20 protein-coding genes are annotated in these 26,383 nt (G+C 51.8%); 18 read left to right on the top strand and 2 right to left on the bottom strand.

Annotated features, from left to right (window positions below; translation table 11 throughout):
* Window positions 1-70: 70 nt before the first annotated feature.
* From Q3C19_RS11840 to ccsA, 13 genes are all read left to right on the top strand, one after another.
* Window positions 71-1,099 (top strand): glycosyl hydrolase family 18 protein, encoded by a 1,029-nt coding sequence (locus Q3C19_RS11840; protein ID WP_235817112.1) that lies wholly within the window; start codon window positions 71-73, stop codon window positions 1,097-1,099.
* Between the two features lie 120 nt (window positions 1,100-1,219).
* Window positions 1,220-1,900: a hypothetical protein gene (locus Q3C19_RS11835; RefSeq protein ID WP_148330942.1), complete on the top strand. Its 681-nt coding sequence runs from the start codon at window positions 1,220-1,222 to the stop codon at window positions 1,898-1,900.
* Between the two features lie 15 nt (window positions 1,901-1,915).
* The gene (locus Q3C19_RS11830; protein WP_302729500.1) at window positions 1,916-4,423 is read left to right on the top strand and encodes a glycoside hydrolase family 95-like protein; all 2,508 of its coding nucleotides are present in this window, start codon (window positions 1,916-1,918) and stop codon (window positions 4,421-4,423) included.
* Between the two features lie 465 nt (window positions 4,424-4,888).
* Complete coding sequence (locus tag Q3C19_RS11825; protein WP_277121028.1) at window positions 4,889-5,848, top strand: SPFH domain-containing protein; 960 nt, start codon at window positions 4,889-4,891, stop codon at window positions 5,846-5,848.
* Between the two features lie 218 nt (window positions 5,849-6,066).
* Window positions 6,067-7,398 (top strand): alpha/beta fold hydrolase, encoded by a 1,332-nt coding sequence (locus tag Q3C19_RS11820; RefSeq protein WP_071150809.1) that lies wholly within the window; start codon window positions 6,067-6,069, stop codon window positions 7,396-7,398.
* 24 nt (window positions 7,399-7,422) lie between these two features.
* Entirely contained in the window at window positions 7,423-7,653 is a 231-nt protein-coding gene (locus Q3C19_RS11815) for a DNA-binding protein (protein WP_071150808.1), read from the top strand.
* Between the two features lie 16 nt (window positions 7,654-7,669).
* Entirely contained in the window at window positions 7,670-8,935 is a 1,266-nt protein-coding gene (locus tag Q3C19_RS11810) for a hypothetical protein (RefSeq protein WP_159434509.1), read from the top strand.
* 94 nt (window positions 8,936-9,029) lie between these two features.
* Window positions 9,030-9,485, top strand: coding sequence for a hypothetical protein (locus Q3C19_RS11805; RefSeq protein WP_022163131.1), 456 nt, complete (start codon window positions 9,030-9,032; stop codon window positions 9,483-9,485).
* A 46-nt stretch (window positions 9,486-9,531) separates the two neighbouring features.
* Window positions 9,532-10,302, top strand: coding sequence for a glycoside hydrolase family 16 protein (locus tag Q3C19_RS11800; RefSeq protein ID WP_302729499.1), 771 nt, complete (start codon window positions 9,532-9,534; stop codon window positions 10,300-10,302).
* A gap of 309 nt (window positions 10,303-10,611) precedes the next feature.
* Window positions 10,612-11,973 (top strand): hypothetical protein, encoded by a 1,362-nt coding sequence (locus Q3C19_RS11795; protein ID WP_071150334.1) that lies wholly within the window; start codon window positions 10,612-10,614, stop codon window positions 11,971-11,973.
* A gap of 102 nt (window positions 11,974-12,075) precedes the next feature.
* Window positions 12,076-13,320, top strand: a complete 1,245-nt coding sequence (locus Q3C19_RS11790; RefSeq protein WP_302729498.1) for an imelysin family protein — start codon at window positions 12,076-12,078, stop codon at window positions 13,318-13,320.
* A 52-nt stretch (window positions 13,321-13,372) separates the two neighbouring features.
* Window positions 13,373-15,019: a di-heme oxidoredictase family protein gene (locus tag Q3C19_RS11785; RefSeq protein ID WP_277121024.1), complete on the top strand. Its 1,647-nt coding sequence runs from the start codon at window positions 13,373-13,375 to the stop codon at window positions 15,017-15,019.
* Between the two features lie 22 nt (window positions 15,020-15,041).
* The gene (ccsA, locus tag Q3C19_RS11780) at window positions 15,042-17,285 is read left to right on the top strand and encodes a cytochrome c biogenesis protein CcsA (protein WP_302729497.1); all 2,244 of its coding nucleotides are present in this window, start codon (window positions 15,042-15,044) and stop codon (window positions 17,283-17,285) included.
* 518 nt (window positions 17,286-17,803) lie between these two features.
* Here ccsA and Q3C19_RS11775 read toward each other — a convergent pair.
* Together Q3C19_RS11775 and Q3C19_RS11770 are read right to left on the bottom strand one after the other, a co-directional pair.
* Window positions 17,804-18,430 (bottom strand): response regulator transcription factor, encoded by a 627-nt coding sequence (locus Q3C19_RS11775; RefSeq protein WP_302729496.1) that lies wholly within the window; start codon window positions 18,428-18,430, stop codon window positions 17,804-17,806.
* Complete coding sequence (locus Q3C19_RS11770; protein WP_071150329.1) at window positions 18,417-19,124, bottom strand: hemerythrin domain-containing protein; 708 nt, start codon at window positions 19,122-19,124, stop codon at window positions 18,417-18,419. The genes Q3C19_RS11775 and Q3C19_RS11770 overlap by 14 nt, the downstream gene beginning before the upstream one ends.
* Before the next feature lie 597 nt (window positions 19,125-19,721).
* Between Q3C19_RS11770 and Q3C19_RS11765 the strand changes: the two genes are divergently transcribed.
* Genes Q3C19_RS11765 through Q3C19_RS11745 form a run of 5 tightly spaced genes read left to right on the top strand, consistent with a single transcriptional unit; the run spans window position 19,722 to window position 25,967 of the window.
* Window positions 19,722-20,084, top strand: a complete 363-nt coding sequence (locus Q3C19_RS11765) for a BlaI/MecI/CopY family transcriptional regulator (protein WP_277121021.1) — start codon at window positions 19,722-19,724, stop codon at window positions 20,082-20,084.
* The gene (locus Q3C19_RS11760; protein ID WP_302729495.1) at window positions 20,081-20,839 is read left to right on the top strand and encodes a TlpA disulfide reductase family protein; all 759 of its coding nucleotides are present in this window, start codon (window positions 20,081-20,083) and stop codon (window positions 20,837-20,839) included. Before Q3C19_RS11765 ends, Q3C19_RS11760 begins: the two co-directional genes overlap by 4 nt.
* Window positions 20,840-20,868: 29 nt before the next feature.
* The gene (locus Q3C19_RS11755; RefSeq protein WP_302729494.1) at window positions 20,869-22,710 is read left to right on the top strand and encodes a TlpA disulfide reductase family protein; all 1,842 of its coding nucleotides are present in this window, start codon (window positions 20,869-20,871) and stop codon (window positions 22,708-22,710) included.
* Window positions 22,711-22,734: 24 nt separating this feature from the next.
* Window positions 22,735-24,813 (top strand): M56 family metallopeptidase, encoded by a 2,079-nt coding sequence (locus tag Q3C19_RS11750; RefSeq protein WP_302729493.1) that lies wholly within the window; start codon window positions 22,735-22,737, stop codon window positions 24,811-24,813.
* Window positions 24,814-24,815: 2 nt separating this feature from the next.
* Window positions 24,816-25,967: a TlpA disulfide reductase family protein gene (locus tag Q3C19_RS11745; protein ID WP_302729492.1), complete on the top strand. Its 1,152-nt coding sequence runs from the start codon at window positions 24,816-24,818 to the stop codon at window positions 25,965-25,967.
* Window positions 25,968-26,383: the final 416 nt, after the last annotated feature.

Here is a 26,383-nt window from a genome sequence, read left to right as displayed (position 1 = left end):
GCACTTTTTATCCGCCTGTTTCCTGTCGTAGGATGGGGTGTGGCGGAATCTACCTCTACAAAAAAGAATAATGAAGAAGATGATTTGTATGAAGAAATTCGTGTGTGTGGTATTGGCCGCATTTGGCTTGGCCGCTTGCAGTGTGAAGCAAACCGAGACTGTGCCAACCCCAAGCAAACAGCTACACCCTTGGGTCGTATACGGAGAGGAAAGTTCGTTTGCAGATCTTGAACCAGTGAAAGACATGATTGCCTCCGTTAGTGTTTTTGGCAATCCCCCGCGTGAGTATATCGATAAATGTCATGCGGCTGGCATTGAAGTGTATCGTGCCGTAGGCGGTAATGAAGAGTCAATCAATACTCCCGAAAAGATTGCCTCTTTGGTGGAAAGTTACGTAAATGACTGCCAAGCCAATGGGTATGACGGAATAGACCTCGACTTCGAGCATCTTTCGCCTTCAGTCCGTGCCACTTACTCGGATTTCCTGCAAAAGGCATCTGCCGCATTGCATGCCGCAGGCAAGAAGATGAGCCATTGCGTGGGCTTTTACCCGGCTCTTTATGCCGATGAAAACACGCAGATATTTTATGACCCGGCTGTATTGGAGAACACCTGCGACCTTGTGCGCGTCATGTGCTACGATATGTATTGTGCTCCCTGCATAGGCGTGAAAGAGCTGGCTCACCGTGATGACTGCCAGGGCGTGGGACCCACATCCAATTACCTCTGGACGCGCGAATGCATGCTTTATTGGAAAGAGCGTATCAGCGCTGACAAACTGGTAATGGCACTTCCCGCCTATGGCAACGATTATAAACTCACAGGCGACATTGCCGGTACGCAGATTTATGCCCCGAAGCCCGATAAAGCTGTTGGGGAACTTCCTGCTCCTACCTGGCTGTGCTATGAGAAGGTGAACATGTACCTTTACGACCACGAGGACGGATGCCGCCATCTGTTCTATGCGGCCGATGCCCGCAGCACCGAGTGCCTGCTTCAGCTGGCTGACGAGTTGCAGCTGCCTAAAGTCGGTTTCTGGCATTTCAGCAGCGTGTCGCCCGATACGTGGAAAGTGACGCGTGACTGGATGGAGAAATAACGGTAGAGTCGCTATTAAGTAGGGGTGTGCCAAAATGCAGATTTTGCTACACATCTATTAAGGTGCGTCAGATTACCCATTATGACGCACCATTATTTTTATCAATTAATCAAGTTGGATATGAAAAGAGCAATAGGGCTGTTCCTGCTTTTGTTGTCTGTTCAGTTGGGACAAGCGCAGGAGGCAAATAACCATAGATGGAATTTTGATGATTTGGAAGGGTGGAGATACGGGCACCAAGATGACAACCCGGCCAACCAATGTGAAATTAAGGATGGCATATTGAAGATATTTACAAGAGCAGAATCAAGGGACAGGAAGAAAGTCCGCACGGTTGATAAGATATACACTTCTGGCAGATATACGTGGAAGACGTATATACCCCGGATGGGGAAAGGTGACCAGGCAAGTGTGGGCTCCTGGATATATTGTGACGACCATCATGAGCTTGATTTTGAGGTAGGATACGGCACCTCCAAGGCAAGGAAAGAGGTCGGGGCGGAAGACGATGATATGCTGGCATATATGACGAGCCAGGATTTTCCGTTCACGTCGGTGCCTGTCAAAATTAAGCCGGGATGGCATCTGTTCGAGATAGATCTTAAGCTGGTCGATGGCAAATATTATGCTACATGGTTCATTGACCAGGAGAAGCGGCATGAAGTGCAGCTTCAGTTCGGCAATGAGATATCATTCCATATTTACTGTAGCGTCGAGAACCTTGTATTCTTGGGGGATCAGATTCCGCAGCAGGAGAATTATGGACTGTATGATTATGTGGAGTATAAGTATCATAAATAAGAGAGGCACAAACAGATGAAGAATGTATTTCTTTTCTTGGGTATTTTTTTATGTTTCTCTTTAGCAGCCCAAGAAAACAGGAGCTATAGCCACCTGAATATGGCTTCTTCCCCGTTTGTCGTGGAAGATAATTACCTGTCGAAGCATGATATCGTGTATCTGTCGCCCACCCAGCTGGAGGCGGAAGGTTTTCCTATGGGGAATGGGGACATGGGAGGCATGATATGGAACCATGAGAATGGCATAGAGCTGCAAGTCAATAAGAACGACTTATGGACTTCGTTGATGCCCGAAGAGGAAAATGCTTCGGTTCTGAAACATGCGGCCCGTCTGAAGATTGATTTTGGCCTGCCTGTGTTCAGCTGGATTCACTTGAAAGATTTTGAGGGCAGGCTGTCGTTGAAGAATGGAGAAGCGGGCTATCGTGCCGATACTCCTTTCTCCAGAACTTGCATCAAGACGTGGCTGGCCCATGGCAAAAACGTATGGGTCATTGAGTGCGAAAACCTGCCCGATGCTGGAGAAACAGAGGGAAACTCGGTTGCTACCATCACGCTTGAAAGGCTTGGTAGCCGTGCTTTTGCCAGGTGGTATTCGGGAGGATTCCCTAAAGATCCTGCGGTTGGCATAGGCGAGACCGAAGCTGGCAAAAGAGGCAACGACATGGTGATTGAGGAAAAAGGCAATGGCCTGCATTTTGCCGTGGCTTGTAGAATCGTGCAGGGAGACATGGCGCCGGCATTGCTGAATACCCATACGGTAGAGCAGAAAACCGATAAGGAGTGCTTTACGGTTTTGCTGAGTGTGGCTACTGACCGTGAGAGTGCTAATCCGGTGGTGGAGCAAGCCGTGAAACTGTTGGACGAGGCCGAGAGCACAGGGCTGGAGCAGCTCAAGAAAGAGAAAGACGAGTGGTATAGTGCTTTCTGGTCGAATAGCTTCATGAAGCTGGGCGATGACTATCTTGAGAATATCTATTATCTGCGCCGCTACCTCATGGCTGCGGGTTCTCAGGGTGAGTTTCCTGTGACCTTCAATGGCGGATTGTGGCGTTGGAACAGGGACGTGATGAACTGGATTACCCCGCATCATTGGAATACCCAGCAGCAATATTGGGGATTGTGTGCGCAGAACGACTGCCAGTTGATGGTTCCGTATCTGGATACATATTTCAAGATGATTCCTGCTGCCCAGGCCTTGGCTAAAGAAAAAGGTGCGTCCAATGATGCCTTGCAGATAACCGAGGCGCATTGCTTTACCGGCGAGCAACTGAGCACGGATTGGGAAAGCATGAAGAACAACTTTACTCCTGCCTCGCAAATAGCATCCTTGTTCTGGGACTATTACGAGTTTACCGATGACGAGGATTTCTTGAGGGAGAAGGCTTATCCCTTTATGAAGAAGGCAGCCAACTTTTATTTGGACAAACTCCAGTGGGATGAGCGGAAGAAGGAGTATTACTTTCTCTCTTCCCTTTACGAGTCTGAAGCGATTGAATATGTGAAGAACTCCATGAGCGACCGCAATTGCATAGAGCAGCTTTTTGGTAATTGCATAAAGGCGGCCACGATATTGAAGGCCGATAAAGACTTGGTAAAGCGATGGAACTATGTGTTGAACCATCTTTGGAAACGGGGGTACGAACAATTGGAAGGGGCAGGGGAGGTGCTGTCTCCTGCGGAAGAATATTATTCGGAAGCACGCTATACACCCTGGATATGGACGAATGGCGGCTTAGTGGCTTTCCCCGCGGGCTTGATAGGCATTGACGACAAAGACACGCGAATCGGCAAGGCGGTGATTAATCTGGCCAGATGGAAGAAAGATGCCAATGCTCACTATCCTATTCCGGAAGTTGCGGCACGCATGGGTCTGGGCGATGAGGCGTTGGAATATGTGATGAATGGTGTGAAGATTCATCAAATGTATCCTCAAGGCCTGATGCACAATGTAACGGGCTATCCCGACAATATATATGACCTGGCATCAAAGCACGACCTTCTGGGAGGGAAATATGTAATCCGTTCGCACGATTTCTTCCAATGCGGCATGGAGGCCATGAGCAATTATGCCACCACGATGAATGAAATGATGCTGCAAAGCAACGAGGGCAAGATCAGGGTCTTTCCGGCAGTTCCTTCTGCCTGGAATTCCACCAGGCTTGCTTTTACGCTGTTGGCACGTGGGGCATTTATTGTGTCGGCCGAAAGAAACGAACAGGCACGTGTAGGGCAGATAGGCATCAAAAGTCTGAAAGGAAACAGGTGTTTCTTGCAGAACCCCTGGGGCGATGAGGCCAAGATTGAGGTTATTCAGGTGGATAACGGTGCGAAGATGAAGTATAGGAAGAGTGATGACAATGTTATTTGCTTCTTGACTAAGCCCGGGAAAGAGTATATTGTCAGACTTGCAGATGATGTGCGGAAAGAGCGGACTGTTTTCACGGGAAGCCCGAATAAGCAAGTCAAAAAATTAGGCAATCGCATGTTGGGGAAACTGAGCGGATGGAATGATTTCCATTAAATCATAAGCCCAATCTAATGCGAATCGGAAGTTTTACGGTATGAGTATAACTTATTGATTATCAGTTGTTGTTTCGGGCGGCCTCCGAACAGCTTGCGAACGCGCTTCGTGCAGCCTTGGAACAAATGCCCCGGCAGCGGGCAAAAAATCCCCTCCTGCGTTCGCGCGTGGGAGGGGTTGATTGGTTTATAAAAAAGCCCATTATGGTTGAGGGATTTTAGGCACGGAGGACGCAGATTATCACAGACTGAAAATAGAATCTGCGTCCTCCGTGTTATTCGCGTCTAAAGAATACCCCTCAACCCCCACCGCTCACCCCTCAACTTTTAATTTTTCATTGATTTTCCTCCCCTCCCTACTAAAAAAATCTTTTTTTGCTTGTTTTTCTCGTTTCGGAACTATATCTTTGTGATATCAAAATGATATTATGATTTTGGTAGGACTTATATCTAAAACTGAAATAATATGGAAACGAAAGAAGTGAATTTTACAGGTTTCAAGATGAATGGGTTTCTGGCCCTTTTCCTCTTTTTGTTTGTGTGGACAGGACTTACGGCATGGTGCTTTGTGACGGGCGGTCTGCTGTTCTATGTGCTGGGAGCGGTGCTGGCAGTGCTGTGGATTATCCTGAACTGCGGGTACATGATGCTGGAGCCGAACGAGGCGCGGGCAATGGTGTTCTTCGGAAAGTATAAGGGAACGTTCCGCGAAACGGGATTTTTCTGGGTCAATCCGTTCATGGAGGCAAAGAAACTGTCGATGCGTGCCCGGAACCTGGACGTGGAGCCTATCAAGGTGAATGACAAAATCGGTAATCCTATCCTGATCGGGTTGGTGCTGGTGTGGCGACTGAAGGATACGTACAAGGCGATGTTCGAGATTGACGCACAGACCATGGCGAGCGAAGGAGCAACGTCGGGCGACGGAAAGACGGTGAGCGCGGGCAGTACCGTGGCGAGCCGGATGAATGCATTCGAGAACTTCGTGAAGATACAGAGTGATGCAGCCTTGCGTCAGGTGGCCGGACAGTATGCTTACGATGACAATGAAAGTACAGGCGGTGAGATGACCCTCCGTTCGGGTGGCGAGGAAATCAACGAGCAGCTGGAACAGAAATTGAACGAGCGTCTGGACATGGCGGGTATCGAGGTGCTGGAGGCAAGGATCAACTACCTGGCTTATGCGCCCGAGATTGCGGCTGTGATGTTGCGTCGTCAGCAGGCATCGGCTATCATCAGTGCCCGTGAGAAGATTGTGGAAGGTGCCGTGTCGATGGTGCACATGGCGCTGGACAAGCTGTCGAAGGACGAGATTGTGGAACTGGACGAGGAGAAGAAGGCAGCGATGGTGAGCAACCTGCTTGTGGTGCTCTGTGCCGACGAGGCTGCTCAGCCGGTGGTGAATACGGGGACGTTGAATCATTAAAGACTGGCCTCACCCCCGGCCCCTCTCCCAAGGAGAGGGGGGAGGGGGATGTTTTTAGTTGACAAGGGAACGAGTTAACAAGGCCACAAGGTTAGTTGACAAGGGAACGAGGCTTCAGACCACAAGGCTTGCATACTTGTTAACTCGTCACCTTGTTAACTCGTCACCTTGTCAACTCGTTAACTTGTCAACTCGTCAATTTATTATATATAAATAGGATGAAAAAAATACTTTTGTTATGGCTGATGGTCTGCACTGCATGGGCAGGATATGCGCAGGACGGGGAACGGAACCGTGCGGAGCGCATCTATGAACACCTGATGGCCGGTCGAGGTGACAGCATTTATGCGGTGCTGAACGATGAAGGACGACGTCAGCTGTCGCCAGCCTTGTTTAATGACACCTGGAAGCAGCTGGAGGCACAGTTTGGAAAGCTGAAGTCGGCCGGGGCGTGGGGCGAGGATGAAGCACAGGGCGTGAAGCTGTGGCATCGCGACCTGATGTTTGAACGCTATACGCTGCGCCTGTTGCTATCGTTCGATGCCGACGGACGGATGAACACCATCCGGGTGGTACCAGCTCCGGTACCGGTAGGTACGCCGGCGGTGGCATTCGACCAGACGGTGATGGAAGAGCGGGACATAGTGGTGGAGACCGACGGTTATCGCCTGCCGGGTACGCTGACCCTGCCACGGGTGGAAGCGGGCAGGAAGGTGCCTTGTGTGGTGCTGGTGCACGGGTCGGGACCGAACGACCGCGACGAGACCATCGGACCCAACAAACCTTTCCGCGACCTGGCGTGGCTGCTGGCACGGCGGGGCATCGGCGTGATCCGTTACGACAAGCGTACGAAGGTATATGGAGCCGATGTGGTGCCGAAAGGGAAAAAACTGGATATGGACGTGGAAACCTGTGACGATGCGGTGGCGGCAGTGAAACTGGCGGCGGCATTGCCCGAGGTGGCAGCGGACAGCATCTTTGTGCTGGGGCACAGCCAGGGAGGCATGATGGCGCCGCGCATAGCCCGGCGGGCAGAGCCGGTGGCGGGTATCGTCATTGTGGCCGGACTGGCACGACGCTTCGAGGATGCGTTGTTGGAGCAGTCGGAGTATATTGCTACCCTGTCGGGGACGGTGAACGAAGCGACGCGTGCGCAGCTGGACGAGCTGAAGCGGCAGGTGGAGAACGTAAAGCGACTGGGGACGGATGCCTTCAGTGACAGTATTCCATTGCCGTTGGGGCTTCCGAAAGAGTACTGGGAATTCTTACGGACGTACGACGCTGTGAAGGAAGTATCGGCCCTGACCTGTCCCGTACTGGTGCTTCAGGGCGAGCGTGACTATCAGGTGACGATGCAGGACTACGGCCTGTGGCTGATGGGGCTGATATCGAACCGGCAGGCCCAGCTGAAGTCGTATCCCGAACTGAACCATGTGCTGCAGGAAGGGAAAGGAAAGTCGACCCCGTTTGAGTATAACGAGGCACGTCCGGTACCAGCTTACGTGGCAGATGACATTGCCGGATTTATCCGGAGAAAGGATGTAAGATAGAATGAACGGTTGGATGAAATAGAAATGGCAAGCAAGAAAGAAAATACAACCAAGAGCTTTGTGCTGCGTGTGGACGCTGCTACGATGGATGCCATCGAGAAGTGGGCGGCAGACGAATTTCGCAGTACCAACGGCCAGCTGCAGTGGATTATCAACGAGGCGCTGCGGAAGAGCGGGCGGCTGAAGAAGCCGAAAAAGGGAACGGCTGGAGAAAGCTCGGATAAAGTGGATGATAAAGTATCGAAAGAAGAATAAATGAGAGGGAAGAGAAATGAAAAGACTGATATTACTATGTATAGGAATGTTCTGGCTGATGTTAGGAGTGAAAGCACAGCCGGCGACACATGTAGACTGGCAGCGCGATCTGGATTCGCTGGCCTGTTGGCTACCCCGATTGCATTACAACTTTTTTACTGTTCGTAGCAGGGAAGATTTTGAGAAAGGCATAGAGAACTGGAAACATCAAGGAAACAATGGCTTGTCTGACCTGCAGATGGCTTTGAAGCTGCAGCAGTGGATAGCTACATTCGGCGACCTGCATACTAATCTGAATTTTGTACCGTTGCTTGACCGTAATCGCTTATTGCCTTTGGGACTGAAGTGGATGGATGATGGTTTGTATATCGTCACGGCTCCTGTGGGGAAGGAAGGCATGTTAGACTGCAGGCTGATGGAACTGAACGGTACACCTATAGAAGTAGTGGCTGACAGCCTAGGTACGCTTTTTTCAGCTGATAATGAGGCTGTACGCAAGTCGATGGTTCCTAACTACTTGTGTTTCGTCCAACTGCTGGAGCATTTTGGATTCGTGCCGGACGGTAAAGTCATGTTCAAACTGGCATCGGCAGACGGTAATATGCAACTGCATGAGCTGACTCCTGGCAGTGTAAATCCTCAAAATCTGGTTTCTTTCCGTCCTGAAGGAGTGGCTCTTTGTTATCGGAATGCCCGCACTCTTTTTTCTGTACATTATGAAGCAGCAGATAGTCTGCTTTATGTTCAATATAACAAGTGCTGGAGCAGGGAGTTGGAAGAAGAATATGGTAATAGGGAACAGGCTTCCCGACTGCCTTCGTTTGCCGCACTGGAAGACAGTGTGTTCGCTACACTCCGTCATCGGCCGGTCAGTAGACTGGTGTGGGATGTCCGTTTCAATGGAGGTGGAAATTCGATACCGGGTACACGTCTGGCTGAGAAACTGGCTGGCTTCATGCACCAACAAGACGTTCCACCCCGTGTTTATGTAGTATTGGGAGCTGCTACTTTTTCGTCTGCCATTTTGAACGCGCTGGATTTCAAGCGACTGCTGGGGGCTTGCTGGGTAGGGGAGGAAACTTCAGGAAAGCCTAATCATTTGGGCGAAGTGCGTAGCTTTACCCTGCCTACTTCGGGCTTACAGGTGCAATACTCTACGAAATATTTTAAGAATGTGGATGAAGAGATGAACACGTTGGTGCCCGATGTAAAAATTCCGATGACTTTTGATGATTTCAGACAGGGAATAGATCCTGTTTATGAATGGATTAAAAAGCAATAACGATTATAGTAAGAATGACAAATTTCAATCAGTTTACTGTGAATCCGCTTCTGGAAGGACGGGTTTAGCAAAGAAGAAAAGGAGGAAACAAACGATGATTAACTTGGGACATTATTCGGGAAACGGGCACGACCTGCGTTACAGGCGGGCGAAAGTAGACTATATCCTGACGGGTATTGCGCTGATTCCAGTGCTGGTGGAGTGGGGCATCATTGCGTATCGGGCCGGTGCGGCAGGCATGAGCTTCGGTGCGGCGGGAGCCGTTGAAGGTATTGTGGCACTGCTGGTATTTCTGGTACTGGGGAGCAGTATGTTTCTGCCGGTCCGGGTGTTCAACTTTCCTTTCCGCATCACAGAGGCGAACCTTGCCCGACAGTATGTGCTGGCCATCCGGTTGTGTCAGGTGCTGAACATTGTGGCGGGCTGCATGAATCTGGGCGGAGTGCTTGGGAAAACGGTTCCGTGGGCTGCGTATCTGTATGCCGGCGGTTTTGCACTGATGGTGGTGGCGGTAGTCTGCTATATGTTACTGGCTTTCAGGATGCGATGAAGAAATCTGTTTTAAGAATACTTTGCAGGAACTAAAGAAGAATAGCATGAAAAAATTACTTTATGGATTCTGTGCCTTGTTGCTGTTGGTTTGCAGCAGTTGTCGGGTGAAGGAACAGTGGGTTTTGACCTGGGAAGAGAATTTCAATGACCAGAAACTGGATACGGCGGTCTGGTCTGTAATTCCCCGTGGAGGAGCGTGGTCGTCGTATATGGCTCCGTATGAGGAACTGTATCAGTGGACAGACAGTACCATTCAGCTGATGGCTGTCCGGAATACGCTTCATCCGTCTGATACCGCTACATATCTGACGGGAGGAATATGGAGCCGTTATAAGAAAGAATTCAAGTTCGGCCGTATTGAGGTGAGGGCGAAGGTAAAATGTGCGCAGGGATTCTGGCCGGCTATATGGATGTGTCCGGATCCGATTCCTTATCCGTACGGAGGCGAAATAGACATTATGGAACATTTGAATTTTGATGATTTTGTCTATCAGACCTCGCATTCACATTATACCATTAATCTGAAGCGGAATGATCCTCCCAAATATGCTACGGCACCTATTGATAAAGACGGCTTTAATGTATTTGCGGTAGAGATGTATCCCGACAGTCTGGTTTACTTTACTAACGGGAAACGTTCCATCTGTTATCCGAAGGTGAACGGAGGAAAGCACGGACAATTTCCTTTTGCATACGACCCGTTTCACCTGCGATTGGATTCGCAGTTGGGTGGAAACTGGGTAGGACCGGTTGACTCGTTGCAATTGCCTGTCTATATGGAAGTAGATTGGGTGAAGTATTATGAAAAACGTTGAAGCTGTTTGTGTATATACCTATATTTAGTGAAAGAAGGACGTAATTATACTTAATTCATGCGATTGCACCATCTGTGCCGATGCGCTATTTTTGCAGTATCAGATTTGAATGAATTAGTTAGTCATAATTACGTAACCACTTTTATGAAGATAAAAGGATTCCCGCCTTCCGATGTGACATCGCAGGGCGGGAATTTTATTACCTACTTCTACTTATTTCTCTTCGTACAATACCCGTTTCTGGGTATTGTCCTCCTCTGGGGCTCCCCGTATCTTTGCGTCAACAAAAAATTATAAAAAATAAGAAAAATGAAACAAAAGGTATGGGGCGTGTCGCTCGGCCTGATGCTCTGTGCGGGAGCACTTTATGCCGGGAATGAGACAAAGCCTGCACAGAAGGCCGGAGAAGAGGCCAAATTGAAAAGCATAGAAGCGGTGGAGAACAACCGCACAGTGGAGAATGAGCCGAAGAAAAGCCGTTTAACACTGGGTGGATACGGAGAGGCGGTCTACTCGCGCAACTTCTACAGTGACCATTATTTGAGGTATAAGAGTCCGGAAGCGTATAAAGACGCGAAGAGTCACGGACGTTTTGACTTGCCGCACGTCGTCATCATGCTGGGGTACGACTTCGGCAAGGGCTGGACGATGGGCAGCGAGATTGAGTTTGAGCACGGCGGTACGGAAAGTGCCATCGAGATAGAGGAAAGCGAAGGAGGCGAATACGAAAGCGAGATAGAGCGCGGCGGCGAAGTGGCGCTGGAACAGTTCTGGATTCAGAAGTCGTTCTGTCCGGCATTCAACATCAAGCTGGGACACATCATTGTGCCGGTGGGCGCAACCAATGCCCATCACCTCCCCACGGAGTTTTTCGGGGTGTACCGTCCCGAAGGAGAGAATACCATCCTGCCCTGTACGTGGCACGAGACGGGCATCAGCCTGTGGGGAAAGGCCGGTGACTGGCGTTACGAAGCCATGCTGTTGCCGGGACTGGACTCGGACCGTTTCGGACGTCAGGGATGGATACACGACGCTGCCGGAAGTCCGTACGAATTCAAGATAGCCAATGCGATGGCGGGAGCTTTCCGGGTGGATAACTATTCGGTGAAGGGACTGCGCCTGTCGGTCAGCGGATACGTGGGCAATTCGTTCAGTAACAGCCTGATGCGAAGCACGTCGGCCAAGTATGAGGGCGTGAAGGGAACGGTGACGATCGGTGCCTTCGACTTCGACTACCACGGACATAACTGGATTGTGCGCGGCTATGCGGACTACGGTCATCTGTCGGACTCGGATATCATTACTACCTGGAACAAGAATCAGCAGAAAAGTTCTCCGTCGAAGGCGCAGGACGTGGCATCGGATGCCATTGCCGTTGGCATAGAAGCGGGGTATGACCTGTTTTCGCAAATCGCCAAACTGCGGGAAAAGGAACAGAAACTCTACGTGTTTGCCCGATATGACTATTACGACTCCATGTATAAGGTGGAAACCGGTGTGTATCAGTACGACTGGTGCGGACGTACGCGCCTGGCGGCGGGTGTCAACTATTATCCCATCAAGGACATTGTGGTCAAAGGAGAATATTCCATCGGCTTGCTGAAAAGCAAGTACAACAACGAGCCTTCCATTTCGCTGGGAGTGGCGTATGCGGGGTTGTTTGGCAGATAAGAGGAGGGAAGAGGGTATCTTTAACTGCTCTGACTCCTTGAAAGAGAATACCTCCATTTATACACGAAAATAGAATGAATAACCAATAATAAATAAACTGATATGGAATTGAAGAAATTTTGGAAAGGAACTGCCTGCCTGATGATGGCAGCAGCATTGGGACTGAGTAACGCTGCCTGCAGCGACGACGACAACACGGGCGATCCGAGAGAACTGACTGGCCAGGAACAAGCCTTGCAGCTGGTAGCCAAGGACTACATTGAGAAGACGGTAGTGCCGACGTATCGTGGTATGGCCGATGCTACGATGGAACTGTATGAAAAATGCCTGGCACTGCGCAATGCCGGTGCAGGCAATCTGACCAGAGCCATGGTGCAGGAAGCCTGTGACTCGTGGGAGAAAGCACGCCGCTACTGGGAGTTGAGCGAGGCATGGCTTTATGGGCCTGCTGCCGACTACAACATCGATCCGCATATTGATACCTGGCCATTGGACCGTACCGCCATGGAGAACATGCTGAGTAACGAGCAGCAGATGGCAAACATGGACGAGGACGGTGTGTTTATCTCGACGCTGGGCGAGAGTCTGCTGGGATTTCATGCCGTGGAATACATGCTGTACGGGGTAGGTACCGACGGTATCGGTACGGGAGAACCACGTGACGTGAGCCTGTATACCAAACAGGAACTGATTTACCTGACTGCCGTGGCTGCCGACCTGCGCAACCAGTGCATCCGTCTGGAAGTATCGTGGGCCGACGGAGTAGCCGACATTGATCAGGAGAAGCGCGACTTGCTGGCCGAACTCGAACTGGAGCCTACCCGTAAGTACGGATATGAGATGATCAACTCGGGACAGCTGGGATCGACGTGGGTGAGCTATGCCAACGCCATTCAGGAACTGCTGGTGGGAGCACAGGACATTGCCGACGAAGTGGGTGGCCTGAAGATAGGCAATCCGACCGGACACGGCGAGGAGGATGATCCCGACTACATAGAATCGCCTTACAGCCTGAATTCGATTGAAGACTTTACCGACAACATCAAGAGCATACAGAATGCGTACGAAGGTTATCAGGTAGGCAAGAACGGAAATGTGACCGACGGTTACATTCAGCCGGTGGACCATTCGCTGAGCGCTTACGTAGCTACTATCAGTCCGGAGGCGGATACCCGCCTGAAGAACGCCATCCAGGCTGCCATCGATGCCATCGGAAAGATGCAGGAACCTTTTGCCAAGACGGCACGCGACCCGCAGTACGATGCCATTAACCAGGCCGCCATTGCTGCCTGCAATGAGGTGTCGGACGCATTGAGCGCGGTGATGAACGCAGTGGCACAGAATTGAGCAGGCAGGAGAATCGTAACAACGGAGTTAAATGTCAATATCTGAGGAAAAAATGAAATGTAACTATTTTTACCTGATGGCTGCGCTGGGCTTGTGCCTGACCGCCTGCCAGGACGACGGACCGGCTGTCCCGTCAACGGACGGAGGAGCCACGGAACTGCCCGAATGGTATTATACAGGGGGAGAACTGGGAACTTCGTTCCTGCAGACCACAACAGCATTTGAGCAGCCTACGGCTGTTGTGGAAGAAAACTTCTTTGAGGAATTCAAACGGGGAGAACAGCTGTTTGAAAAGTCGTTCAACTCGAACAACGAAGGGGTGCGTCACGGGTTGGGGCCGCTCTATATCCGTACTTCCTGCATGCACTGCCATCCCGGCTACGGTCATGGCAAGAGTCAGAACAACGGTACGTTCAACACCAGCGAGATAGGAAACGGCTATCTGCTTGTTGTCTACAATCCGGCGACCAATGCCTATGTGCCCTGGCTGGCCGGTATGCCGCAGACGAAGGCAGTAGCTCCCTTCAAGGCACCGGTTGACGAGTCGCAGATCCGCATCACGTGGCACGAGTATACCGATGCTTTCGGTAATCAGTTTCCCGACGGGGAGACTTACCGTTTGCGCTATCCGGAAGTGACGATTCCGAAAAGTGCGATCTATGTGGCCAACCGGGGATATGACGTGGGTGACTATGAGGTGCGTCTGGAATCGACCATCGGTATATACGGAACCGGTCTGCTGGATGCCATCAGCGATGCTGACCTGAAAGCCGAGTATGCCAGGCAAGAACAGGACGGCTTTCTGCCCAACGGTCTGAACCCGAACATTTTTGCCAACGGTGAGTGGACGGGACAGTATGCCAACACGGCTCAGGGAGGTGACGGTACGAAGTATCCTTACCGCTATACGTATGCCTTGAGTCGCGGGCCCCTGCAGGATGCTGCCGGAGCCAATGCCTTCTGGAACATTACGAACGTGACCCGCAGTGACCGGCGTTTCCATTATCTGGATGCGGCAGGTACGTATGCTACGTATGCTTCGCAGGATCCGGACATTCAGGCCGGATTTCCGGCATACATTACCAAGGTATCTACTGCCGAGGAGCATCCCGAATGGTTTACGGACAACGTAGCCGATAACATCTATAATTATCTGACATCGAAGAACCTGCCAGTAGAAATCAGCGATCAGGACTACATCGACCTGATGGTGTGGCACCGTGGTCTGGCCGTGCCTGCCGCACGCAATGTAGACGACGAAGCTGTGGTGCGCGGCAAGGAACTCTTTTCGGAAATAGGCTGTGCCTACTGCCACAAGCCCAGCTGGACGACGGGCGAGGACGAGATACGCGACCCGGCACGTTTCTTTACGGGCGAACGGGCCAACCTGTTGCCACGCTATCCCAATCAGAAGATATGGCCTTATACGGACATGGTACAACACAAGCTGCACATGGTGAACGACATCCGTACGGGATGGTGCCGTACTACACCGTTGTGGGGACGTGGCCTGCACCAGCGTTGTACCGGTGCCGAGTATGCCGACCGCCTGCACGACTGCCGGGCACGTACGACGCTGGAGGCCATCATGTGGCACGGTACGAGCGAGCAGAGTGATGCCTACTATAGCGTAAAGAAATTCCGCGAGCTCTCGAAGGAGGATCGCGACGCGATCGTGAAGTTCATTGACTCCATCTGACGGGTTCTCTTTCTTTTTAGTTATGGCAAAGAAACATTTACGAAATCTTTCTTTCGGTCTGCTGGGGATGTTGCTGGTGGTGCTGATGGCAGCCACGTGTGTGGAGAAAGTGTGGGGCACCGGTTGGGTGGTCCGGTATGTATACGGAGCCTCGTGGTTTGCTGTCTGTTGGGCCGTGACGGCTGTCGCAGCCATCCTTTATCTGATAGGTCGCCGGGTGCAGAAGCACCGGGCGACTTTTTGTCTGCACCTGTCGTTTGCGGTGATTCTGCTGGGAGCATTGGTTACCCATGTGTGGGGTGTGCAAGGCAGGGTACATTTGCGGAAGGGTGGAACGGAAAGTTCTTTTCTCGCTTCGGACGGCCGGGTGGTACCCTTGCCTTTTGCACTGGTGCTGGATGACTTCCGGGTGGAGTATTATCCGGGTACATCGGCACCGAGCGACTTTGTAAGCCGTTTTGCACTGGTGGCGAACGGGGAGCGGCAGGAGGCAGTGGTGAGCATGAACCGTATTTTCCGTTACGGGCCTTACCGGTTCTACCAGTCGGCTTACGATGCCGACGGGCAGGGCGCTACGCTGTCGGTGGCATGCGATCCGTGGGGTATCGGCATCACGTATGCGGGCTACCTCGCTCTGCTGTTTTCGGGGCTGATGTTCTTCTTCAGTCCGCACAGTACGTTCAGGCAGCTGCTTCGCAGTGCTCGGGGAATGCGGGGAGTAGGGCTGGCGGCGGTACTGTTGCTGTCGGTTCCGTCCGTTCGGGCACAGGAGGGACTGCCACGGGTACTGCCTCGGGAGACAGCGGCTGCTATGGGCGAAATGTACGTGTACTATCGTGACCGCATCTGCCCTTTGCAGACGCTGGCCAGGGACTTTACGGTGAAGCTGTATGGCAAGCCGGAATACAAGGGACTTTCGGCCGAGCAGGTGCTGACTGGCTGGTTCTTCTACTACGACGACTGGAAGACGGAGCCGTGCATCCGTGTGAAGAGCCGGGAAGTGCGCCGTTTGCTGGGAATTGACGGAAGCTATGCCAGCCTGCAAGACTTTGTGGGGCCGGAAGGCTATAAGCTCGACGCCGACCGGCTAGCCGGAGCTGCGGTGAAAGACACGCATGGCGCAGGTGAGGCAAACGAAAAGTTCAGTCTGGTGAGTGCGGCAGCTGCCGGAAGTCTGTGGAAACTGTTTCCGTATCGGGTTATTAGTGACACACTGCATGGTGGTCGCTACCGGTTGGAGTGGCTGTCGCTGGCTGATCGTCTGCCGAAGGACCTGTCGTATGAGAAAGGAGCCTTTGTGCGGGGAGTGATGAACTACGTGGCCGAGCAGGTGGCCCGGAAAGACTATGCCGAAGTGGAGCGGCTGGTGGAGAAGATACGCAGCTACCAGCGGCGTGAGGCAGCCGGAATGTTGCCTTCGGACCTGCGCTTTCGTGCCGAACGGCTCTACAACCGGCTGAACAACAGTCTGCCTCTGGCAGTGACGTTGGTGCTGTTGGGACTGGGAACGTTTGTTTACTATGTGCGTTGCCTGATACGTTGCAGACAGGCAGGGAAGACCGTTGGCCGCGGACTGACGGGAGTGATGGGAGCCGTTGTATTGTGGCTGTTGGTACTGATGGTGCTGCGCGGAGTGGTGAGCGGGCATCTGCCGATGTCGAACGGGCACGAGACGATGCATCTGCTGGCCGTATGTGCAGCGGTACTGACACTGTGCTTTCGGAGACGTTTTCCGCTGGCTTTGCCTTTCGGTTTTCTGGTGTGCGGGCTGGCGCTGATGGTGTCGATGCTGGGCGAGCGCAATCCACAGATCACTCCGCTGATGCCGGTACTTGCTTCGCCGTTGCTCAGTATTCATGTGGCGGTCATCATGATAGCCTATGCGTTGCTGGCTTTTGTGATGCTGAACGGTGTGGCAGCCCTTTTGCTGAGGGCGATGCGGAAAGACTGCGGAGACGAAATGGAACAGTTGCAGACGGTGAGCCGTCTGATGCTCTATCCGGCAGTGTTCCTGCTGGCGGCAGGTATCTTTGTGGGAGCAGTGTGGGCCAATGTGTCGTGGGGACGCTATTGGGGATGGGATCCCAAGGAAGTGTGGGCACTGGTGACGATGCTGGTCTATGCCCTGGCTTTACATCCGGCTTCGTTACCCTGGTTCCGTCGTCCGGTGTTCTTCCATGCGTTTTGTGTGGCAGCTTTCCTATGTGTGCTGGCCACGTATTTCGGAGTCAATTTCCTGTTGGGAGGAATGCACAGTTATGCCTGAAAGAAGAATATCCAAGCTTTATTACTTATATTTGATGAAAGGGAGACGGCATTATACCTAATTCATGCGATTGCACCATCTGTGCCGATGCGCTATCTTTGCAGTATCAGATTTGAATGAATTAGTTAGTCATAATTACGTAACCACTTTTATGAAGATAAAAGGATTCCCGCCTTCCGATGTGATATCGCAGGGCGGGAATTTTGTTTGTGGGGCCTCATCCCCGACCCCTCTCCAAGAGAGAGGGGGGAGAAGGGGAAATGGAGGTTTAGGGTTGATGAATAATTAATAATGAATAATGGTTGGGAGGTTAGGTTTGAGGCACGGATGACACGGAAAAAACATGGATTTCTAATCTGTGACAATCTGTGTGTTCTGTGGTGAACAGAATCATGGTGTATACGTGCATAGAGACGCAAAATTTTACATCTCTACTGTAGCGGATTAGTTTTGCTTAAAACCTTATTTATTCGAACACCAAGGAATAATCCTCATTTTTCATTTTTAATTGAATAGTACTACAGCTTCTCCTTGATGTCGCTCAACTCGACCAGTTTGTTGACGATGGCGTAGATGGTGAGGCCGGCGGGAGAGTGGATCTGCAGCTTGCGGGCAATGTTGCGGCGGTGGGTGATGACGGTGTGGATGGAGAGAAAGAGCTTCTCGGCAATGGCTTTGTTGGTCATTCCCTTTACGACGCAGGTGACGATCTCCTTCTCGCGCTGGCTCAGGGTATCTGATTCGTTGTCCTTTTCCTCTTCTTCCTCTTCGTCGTTGCGGAGCAAGCTATTCAGTTTGGCGGTGATGATGTCGAGGTCGTCGCAGATGGAGAAGCGTTCGTCGTATTCCTTCAGCACGTTGTTGTTGGTCACTGACGAAATGAGGGCGATGTATTTGACACCCGCCAGCCGGGGATGTTCGGCCTTGAAGGCAGGCAGGTTGAACCAGCCGTCGAGGGCAGGATTGATGATAATGATGTCGGGTTGGTGCAGGTTGGCATAGTGGCCCAGAGCCTCGGCAGAGTTGACCTCTACGGGGTGGATGTCAAAGTTGGGGATGCGGCGAAGTACGGCCGACACACCGCTGCGGATTATGACAGAGATTTCGGCTACCACTATTTTCAACGACAGGTTATTGCTGCTCATCTTTCAGTCTCCTTTCCATTTGCGCCACGGCGGGTACAAACATATAGTCTTCTACCTGACAGTGTGAAGCAAGGTCCTGTTCGCAGTTGAAGATGTCGAACAGAACGGCGTTCAGCAGGTTGTTGTTATCTTTTTCGGGATAGTATTTGATGATAATATTCTTCAGTTCGGTCAGTTTGCTGTCTATCTGGTTGTGATGGCTGGCGAAGGTGGCAATGTCGTACGTGGCGGACAGATGGCCTTTCAGCAGTTCGTCGACGTAGGTGAAAACGGCCTGATTCTCGTACTCCATGTGGCGGCGTACTTCCTTGGCATACTCGTCGAAAAACTTCAGGATGAGGAAAGATACGTCCTCCGTACCCGAGCAGTCGATGGCTTCGATGAGCTTGCGGCGGATGGCGGGCAGGTTGAAGTCGAGGAAGTAGGTGTGTGCCCGCTTCAGGTAGTCCATCAGGGCAGTGAGCGAGAAATCTTCTTCCTCGTTGCTATAGGTGTAGGGTTCGTGGCTGATGAAGTTGGCCACGGCCAGGAAGGTGCGGTAGTCCACTCCCTGTGTCTGGCAGACATCTTTTACCGTCTTGTCGCCGAAGCCCAGTGACAGGCCGAAGCGGCTCATCACCATCAGTAGGGAGTAATTGTCGCAGATGAGGTCGCTCATCTTGTCCGTAGCACGGTATTTATGCGGTTCGTTCATAGGCGTAAATGCTTGTTTTAGTGTAATAACTGCCTTGTGGCGGTCATTGTTTTCTTCCGGGCGCAAATTAACGATTTTTGGGCAGATGGTGCAATCCCTATTTGTAGGTATTTTGAAAATGAATAATCCGCTACAGTAGAGACGCAAAATTTTGCGTCTGTATATACAACCACAGAGGACACAGAGTAAAAATTTTAAATTCGTGTTATCTGTGTTCTCCGCGTCTAAAAAATCTCCAAACCCTCAACCATTCACCATTTTTCATTCACTCTCTTCCCGGCTTTTCAGGCAAACTAAAAGTTTTAGTTCTTATTAACTATGAAAATTAGTTTATGAACTAAAATATTTCGTTATTTGCGGATGGAAGAGCTACGAGTTATGAGCTACAAGCTACGAGCTACAAGTAAGTGGCGGGTTGCAAATTCGTAATTCGTAACTCGTAGCTTGTAGCACATAACTCGTAGCTTGTAGCTCGTAGCTCATAACTCATATCGTAGCTTGTAGCACATAACTTGTAGCTCGTAGCACATAACTCGTAGCTCGTAACTCGTAGCTCGTAGCTCGTAACTCGTAGCTTATTGTAACTAAAAAATAGATATGAAAACACTGACTGCAAAAGAAGAAGAAATCATGGGATTTTTCTGGGAGAAAGGTCCGTTGTTTGTGAAAGAAATGCTGGCGTTCTACGACGATCCGAAGCCACACTTCAATACCTTGTCTACCATTGTGCGTGGGCTGGAGGAGAAAGGCTATCTGGCGCATAAGGCTTTTGGCAACACCTATCAGTATTATGCCACGGTGACTCGCGACGACTTCAGCCGCCGTACGTTGCGGAGCGTTATCAGCAAGTATTTCAATAACTCGTATCTGGGTGCCGTGTCATCGCTGGTGAAGGAGGAAGACATTTCGCTGAAAGAGCTGAAGGAACTGATACAGAAGGTAGAGGAGGGACAGTTATGAAGAAGCGGTTGCTGCTGACGGTGTGGCTGCTGTGTGGCCTGACCATGCTTTCGTGGGGGCAGACGGACGGGAAAAAGGAAGCGAAACTGCTGGTGGACGGCTGCTTCTTTACGGAGTCGCCCTCGGAGCTGCAGGGAGCTGCCTATCAGATGTCTATCCTGAAGAATGACGACGGACGGATGATGATGCTGGTGACGGGCGTCAAGCTGAGCGAAGAATCGAAGAAATATGCCGTTCCCCTGTCCGAAGTGAAGGATGCCGACTATTGGCTGGAGAAGGCGAAGGAGAATAAAAAGTTCCTGTCCATCATCGACCACGCCCCCAAGTCGGCCCTGCAGGAGGGCGAGCGCATCAAGCCTTTCAGTGTGCAAGCCACGGACGGTAGTCGCTGGACCGACAGCAACACGCAAGGGCGTCCGCTGGTGTTGAACTTCTGGTACACCGGTTGCGGTCCCTGCATTCGCGAGATGCCCGAGCTGAACGGGTGGATGGACGTCTGTCCCGACGTGAACTACCTGGCCGTCACCTGGAATACGCCCGAACAGATTGAGAAGATCATAGAGCGTCGTGGTTTCCGCTTCCATCAGGTGGCAGGCGACTCGGTGCTGTGGAAGATGTTCGGCGTGCAGCAGACACCTACCACGGTGGTGCTGGACAAGCAGGGCGTGGTGCGCAAGTTGGTGACAGGCACCAGTCAGCAGAAGCGCGACGAGCTGCTGGAGGCCATCCGGCAGGTGTCGGACGAGAAGCAATGATAAGTTGGATCATTTAATATAGAATCCGTATGAAAAAGATATTATTGGTAATGTTGTCCGTGCTGTGCTGGCTGAGTGGGTACGCACAACTGAAGGTGGTGGAGAAGCCCTACTTCCTGAGTGGAGAGACAAGGCTGGAAGTGAGTCGTGTATCTCTTTATGATGACCGTACGGTGGTCGACGTAGACTATTATGCCGGAGCCATGGGCGATGAAATCAGTTTGTCCCCTTCGGCTACCTTGTCCGCCGGAGGCAAGCAATATGCCTTGAAGAAGGCTGAAGGCATTTCGACCACGGAGGGTATGAAAGTAGCCGCTAACGGGAAAGTCAGTATGCAGTGGACGTTCGAGCCCCTTCCGGCCGATGTTGCTACATTCGATTTTCAGGAAAATGTGGACCGGGGGTGGAAACTGCTTCAGATACACTTGGACGGCAAAAAGCCCGAAATCGCCGTGCTCGAACGTTTGGTCAATCATCGGCCCGACTACGACCGCCCTCTGCCGGCGGCGCAGCCCGTCTTCGGAAAGTTCCGCATCACCGTCCGTTTCCTGGGCAAGGTGTCGCCGGGCAGTATCCGTTATGGTTTGAGCGAATGGGGGGCGCAGTCGTTACTGCCTGTTTCTGTCGAAGAGAAGGACGGTGTTTGTGTGATAGATGACTACCTGACCCATCCAGGACTGAAGTCGTTCTACGTGGGCAGGCAGAAGTATTCTGTCTTTGTGGCGCCGGGCAGTGAGGTGACGATGACCATCAACTACCATGCTATACAGATGGCTACTACACATCTCTTTGGCGAAGAATACAAGGACGTGCAGAAAGTGTGGTTCGAGGGCGATTACGACGGGCTGAATACTGCCTTGAACAACGGCCCTTACAGTCTGGATGCGACTGACGAGCTGGACGATATCGGCACCATGTCGGTGGACGAGCTGAAAGAGAAGGTATTGGCTTATTATGACCGGGTGAATCAGTGGCTGGAGAACGATGCTTCGCTCAGTGCCCCTGTGAAGAGGTTGCTGCACTTGGAATTGCAGGCTCTTACATTCAGCAATGTCGTTTCTGCCAAGTACACCATAGGTTTTGCTCTGCGGGCCAAAGGACAGGAGCGGGGCAGCCTGACCGAGGGTCCCGGCTTCCGCGATGAAATCATGGCACTTGATTCCCTCCGCTCACCGACCATGATGATGACTACGCGCTATCCGAGCATTGTGTCGGCCTTGAGTAAGGCTCACGATCCTGCCGCAGACCATTCCTGGTGCAAGGATTTGGAAAGCATGGTCTTGAACGAGATGGCGCGCCGCTACTTAGGACGCATGGCTCCGTTGCCCGATACGTTGCTGGCCAAGGTGGACAGCTTGCAGACGCCTGCCATCCGCGAATATGTCCTGACCCAACACCACGAATACGCAGAGGCTCTGAAAAAGGCTGCCCATGGAGGAGACGGTTACACCATTGCTACGCTGGACGCTTCCGTCAGGGGCGACAGCCTGCTGCCGGCCATTGCTGCCCGACATAAGGGACGGGTGGTGTTGATAGACTTCTGGGCCACGTGGTGCGCTCCTTGTCGTCAGGCCATGAAGAGCATGAAGCCGATGAAGGAGGAACTGAAGGGCAAGGATGTGGATTTTGTGTTCGTGACCGACGAAACCTCTCCGCAGGTTTTGTGGAAAAAGATGATTACCGACATTCACGGCGAGCATTATTACCTGACCAACGCACAGAACGCCGACCTGTTGAAGAAATACCAGTTCACAGGTATTCCTGCTTACCTGATATTGGACAGGGAAGGCCGGGTAGCGTGCCAGCATGTGGGTTTCCCCGGTACGGAGGTCATGAAGCAGGAATTGGAGAAGGCATTGTCAACTCATTAACTCGTCAACTAAAACATAAATTATATGGGAATCTTTTTAGTCTACATACTTAAGTCTGCTGCCTGTCTGGCGGTGTTCTACCTGTTCTATAAGCTGCTGATGAGTCGCGACACGTTTCATCGGTTCAACCGCTTTGCCTTGTTGGGACTGCTGGTGCTGTCGTCCGTGCTTCCGCTGGTGGAGGTCAGTGTGAACGAACCGGTGGGAGTGCAGGAAACGATGCTTACGCTGGAACAGCTGCTTCTGCTGGCCGATGTGGAGGAAGGGCAGGAGACAGTCGTGGCACAGCCAGCTACGGCACTGTGGGTACGTGTGGCATTGCTGGTCTATCTGGCAGGGATTGTTTTCTTTGCCGTACGCAATTTGTGGTCGCTTGGCAGGCTGGGCGCGTTGTTGCGCCGGGGCCGGTTGGAGCGGGTATCGGATTATCTGCCGGGTCGTGCGGAGCATGTAAGGCTGGTGGTGCACGATCGCGACATCGCCCCTTTCAGCTGGATGCGCTACATCGTCCTGTCGCGTAAGGATCTGGAGGAGAACGGCCGCGAGATATTGATTCACGAGTTGGCGCACATCCGCAACCGACATTCGTGGGACCTGCTGCTGGCCGACCTCTGCATCTTTGTGCAGTGGTTCAATCCCGCCGCATGGCTGTTGAAGCAGGAGTTGCAGACCCTTCACGAGTACGAGGCCGATGAAACCGTGCTGCGCGAGGGGGTGGATGCCAGGAAATATCAGATGTTATTAATAAAAAAAGCTGTCGGCACAAGGCTCTACTCTATGGCCAACAGCTTTAATCACAGTTCACTTAAAAAACGTATCACTATGATGTTAAAAGAAAAGTCCAATCCGTGGGCGCGGGTGAAGTACCTCTACGTACTCCCGCTGGCGGCACTGGCTGTAACGGCCTTTGCCCGTCCCGAAGTGTCGGCTGTGACCGACGAGATTTCAAGTGCCAAAGTTAATGATTTGGCCGAAATGGTGAAAACAAATCTGCCGGAAAGTGTGGTCGAAGCAGTGAAAGACACGCTGCCGCCGGGCGTAATCCATGTGCCTCAGGAAGTGAAAGACGACCTGAAAGGTACGCCCGTCTTCGAAGTGGTGGAGCAGATGCCTGAGTATCCTGATGGTGGCATGGCCGGGCTGATGGAGTATTTCAAGAAGAATATGCGTTATCCTGAAGCGGCCAAGGAGGCCGGTATGCAGGGACGCGTAACGGTTCAGTTTGTAGTGAATAAAGACGGAAGCATCAGCGGTGCGAAAGTGCTGCGTAGTGTGGAGCCCGATTTTGATGCCGAAGCCATCCGTCTGGTGAACGCTATGCCCAAGTGGAAGCCGGGAATGCAGGGCGGAAAGCCGGTGTCGGTGAAGTTTACCGTACCTGTCAAGTTCATGCTGGATGAGGGCAATGAGAAAGTCGCTTCAAAGAACCAGCCCCTTATTATAAGGGGGGCAAGTACTACCGACCATGCGGACATACTGATACTGGTGGACGGACGGGAGGTGACCCCCGAAATACTTCAGGCTCTCAATCCCAGCCGCATCCAGTCTTTCAGCGTGCTGAAGGAACCGTCCGATATAGCAAAGTATACGACGGACAAGAGCAAGAAAGCCGTCATGCTGGTCACACTGAAGAAGGAGGAGCCGAAACCTTTGGCAGGTACGGTGGCTACCATCCGCGTGTCGGACAATGCTCAGAAGGCGTTGGTGGTGATTGACGATAAAGTGTCGGATGAAGCTACCCTCAAGAGTTTGTCGCCCGACCAGATTGAGTCGGTTACCGTATTGAAGTCTCAGGCAGCTGTCTCACTTTATGGCGAGGCGGGAAAGAAAGGTGTTCTTTACGTCCGTACCAAGGCTGCCACGGCTGGTGTGCAGGATGGCGAGGTGAAGGTCAGCGGGCTGGTAGTAGACCCGCAGGGCGAGCCCGTCATCGGCGCTTCGATTCTGATTGAAGGTACGAACAAAGGTACCGTGACCGATGTGGACGGTAAGTTCTCGTTGCCTGCTCCCAGCGGCGCCATACTCAAGGTGGCCTTTATCGGCATGAAGGAGGCCAGCGTGAAGGTATCTCCGATGATGGTAGTAACGTTGGAAAAAGAATAAATATGTCGGTGATGAGGTGCATGCCATGGCTGCTCGTTTGGTTTGTTTGCTGTGGAACCGTTTGGGGGGCTTCCCCTTCCGATGGGAAATTCGTCATTCGTTGGAACTTGAAGAACATGCCCGACAGTGTGAAGGGGGTACTTTATGATTTTAATCCCCGTATGGGTGTCGGCAAAGCCATTGCCGAGTTTCCCCTGCAGGACGGACAGATGGTTTATGAAGATACGATTTCCCGCCCTCGTCATCTGAGGTTTTTCGGTTGGGGAAAAGGCTTTCCCAACTGGGTACTCGACTTGTGGGTGGAGCCTGGCGGTTGGATTGACTTTCAGGGCGAGGACAAATGGTTGAACCGGTGGATGGTGACGACCAACGTCGGTCTGCAGAAAGACATGTTGGGTTATGAGGCCTGCGTTGCCGCCGAAGTGGAAGAAATCCTCCGTCTGGACGCAGAAACCGAGCGAGGGGACAGCTTATCTTCGAAACGCTTGCGTGAGCTGAACAACCGTATTGTCAGCAAGGGACTTTCCTATCTGAAGACGATACCCGTAACGGAAGCATGGTTGGATAAGTTTCTGGAAATCGCCTGGTATGCCACAGGCCAACAAGACTTCCTGGCCTCCTGTCGTCCCGACTTTCAGCAGCTCTATGCCCGTCTTCCTCTCGACTGGCAGAACACGGAAAGGGGGAAACTGATGGAGTCGTACGCTTTTCCCGCTCCCACGGTGGAAGAGGGTGACGAGATGGTGGACGACCTACTTTATGACGCTGACGGCGGGAAGCATCACTTGTCCGAGCTGAAAGACCGCTACATCCTGCTTGACTTTTGGAGTATAACTTGCGGGCCTTGTCGCATGGCAGAACCGGAATTAAAGGAAATAGCCGAAATCTATGCGGGCAAACTGGCGCTGGTAGGCATTTGTACCGACGATAAAGAGCGGTGGACTACTTTTCTGTCCGAACACGAGATGCCCGGCCACCAGTGGAACGAACTGAAAACTGGCGGACGGACGCTTGCCTCGCGTTACAAAATGAGCGGCATCCCTTATTTTGTACTGATAGCTCCCGACGGGAAGATACTGGAGATATGGAAAGGCTATCGGAAGGGAATCTTGAAAAAGAAGTTGGAGAAACGGATATCTGCGTTGTCAAAGTGACACTTTGATTCCCCAATCCCGCGAGAATCGCGTATTTCGGACGCGAGGCGGGAACGGTGGAAAAAAACGGAGCGGAGAACGCCTTTCTGCCTTATTTATAGACGTATAGCGAAAACTTTACATTTGAAATAGAATAAAAACAGGCTCCGGAAACGGAAAAAACGGAGCCGGAAACACGGAAACGGTACTTCCGGAATGCGGAAGTACCGTTTTTTTTCGTCGGACATGCTTTTTCAGGGCTATTGACAAGCAATCTGGGGCCGGATTGCAAGCATTGTTGGCGTTCCGCACAAGCATTGTTCGTGTTCGGTACAAGCAATCCGGCGGAGCGGTGCAAGCGTTGCTCCGGCTTTTATAACGTTTTTTACATGGTTTACTCTTCCGTTAGTCTTTTCCGAAAAACGGACGTGTCACTT

This window comes from Bacteroides sp. ET489, assembly GCF_030518095.1.
Classification (GTDB): Bacteria; Bacteroidota; Bacteroidia; order Bacteroidales; family Bacteroidaceae; genus Bacteroides; species Bacteroides ndongoniae.
The sequence above is the reverse complement of the archived record's forward strand: the minus strand, read 5'-3'. Positions and strand labels throughout refer to the sequence as shown.

Coding starts and splice junctions, on each gene's coding strand:
- Q3C19_RS11840 (WP_235817112.1), top strand. CDS start 71: ATGAAGAAGATGATTTGTATGAAGAAATTCGTGTGTGTGGTATTGGCC.
- Q3C19_RS11745 (WP_302729492.1), top strand. CDS start 24,816: ATGTCGGTGATGAGGTGCATGCCATGGCTGCTCGTTTGGTTTGTTTGC.
- ccsA (WP_302729497.1), top strand. CDS start 15,042: ATGGCAAAGAAACATTTACGAAATCTTTCTTTCGGTCTGCTGGGGATG.
- Q3C19_RS11770 (WP_071150329.1), bottom strand. CDS start 19,124: ATGAACGAACCGCATAAATACCGTGCTACGGACAAGATGAGCGACCTC.
- Q3C19_RS11805 (WP_022163131.1), top strand. CDS start 9,030: ATGATTAACTTGGGACATTATTCGGGAAACGGGCACGACCTGCGTTAC.
- Q3C19_RS11765 (WP_277121021.1), top strand. CDS start 19,722: ATGAAAACACTGACTGCAAAAGAAGAAGAAATCATGGGATTTTTCTGG.
- Q3C19_RS11815 (WP_071150808.1), top strand. CDS start 7,423: ATGGCAAGCAAGAAAGAAAATACAACCAAGAGCTTTGTGCTGCGTGTG.
- Q3C19_RS11775 (WP_302729496.1), bottom strand. CDS start 18,430: ATGAGCAGCAATAACCTGTCGTTGAAAATAGTGGTAGCCGAAATCTCT.
- Q3C19_RS11800 (WP_302729499.1), top strand. CDS start 9,532: ATGAAAAAATTACTTTATGGATTCTGTGCCTTGTTGCTGTTGGTTTGC.
- Q3C19_RS11825 (WP_277121028.1), top strand. CDS start 4,889: ATGGAAACGAAAGAAGTGAATTTTACAGGTTTCAAGATGAATGGGTTT.
- Q3C19_RS11835 (WP_148330942.1), top strand. CDS start 1,220: ATGAAAAGAGCAATAGGGCTGTTCCTGCTTTTGTTGTCTGTTCAGTTG.
- Q3C19_RS11785 (WP_277121024.1), top strand. CDS start 13,373: ATGAAATGTAACTATTTTTACCTGATGGCTGCGCTGGGCTTGTGCCTG.
- Q3C19_RS11820 (WP_071150809.1), top strand. CDS start 6,067: ATGAAAAAAATACTTTTGTTATGGCTGATGGTCTGCACTGCATGGGCA.
- Q3C19_RS11795 (WP_071150334.1), top strand. CDS start 10,612: ATGAAACAAAAGGTATGGGGCGTGTCGCTCGGCCTGATGCTCTGTGCG.
- Q3C19_RS11750 (WP_302729493.1), top strand. CDS start 22,735: ATGGGAATCTTTTTAGTCTACATACTTAAGTCTGCTGCCTGTCTGGCG.
- Q3C19_RS11755 (WP_302729494.1), top strand. CDS start 20,869: ATGAAAAAGATATTATTGGTAATGTTGTCCGTGCTGTGCTGGCTGAGT.
- Q3C19_RS11760 (WP_302729495.1), top strand. CDS start 20,081: ATGAAGAAGCGGTTGCTGCTGACGGTGTGGCTGCTGTGTGGCCTGACC.
- Q3C19_RS11830 (WP_302729500.1), top strand. CDS start 1,916: ATGAAGAATGTATTTCTTTTCTTGGGTATTTTTTTATGTTTCTCTTTA.
- Q3C19_RS11810 (WP_159434509.1), top strand. CDS start 7,670: ATGAAAAGACTGATATTACTATGTATAGGAATGTTCTGGCTGATGTTA.
- Q3C19_RS11790 (WP_302729498.1), top strand. CDS start 12,076: ATGGAATTGAAGAAATTTTGGAAAGGAACTGCCTGCCTGATGATGGCA.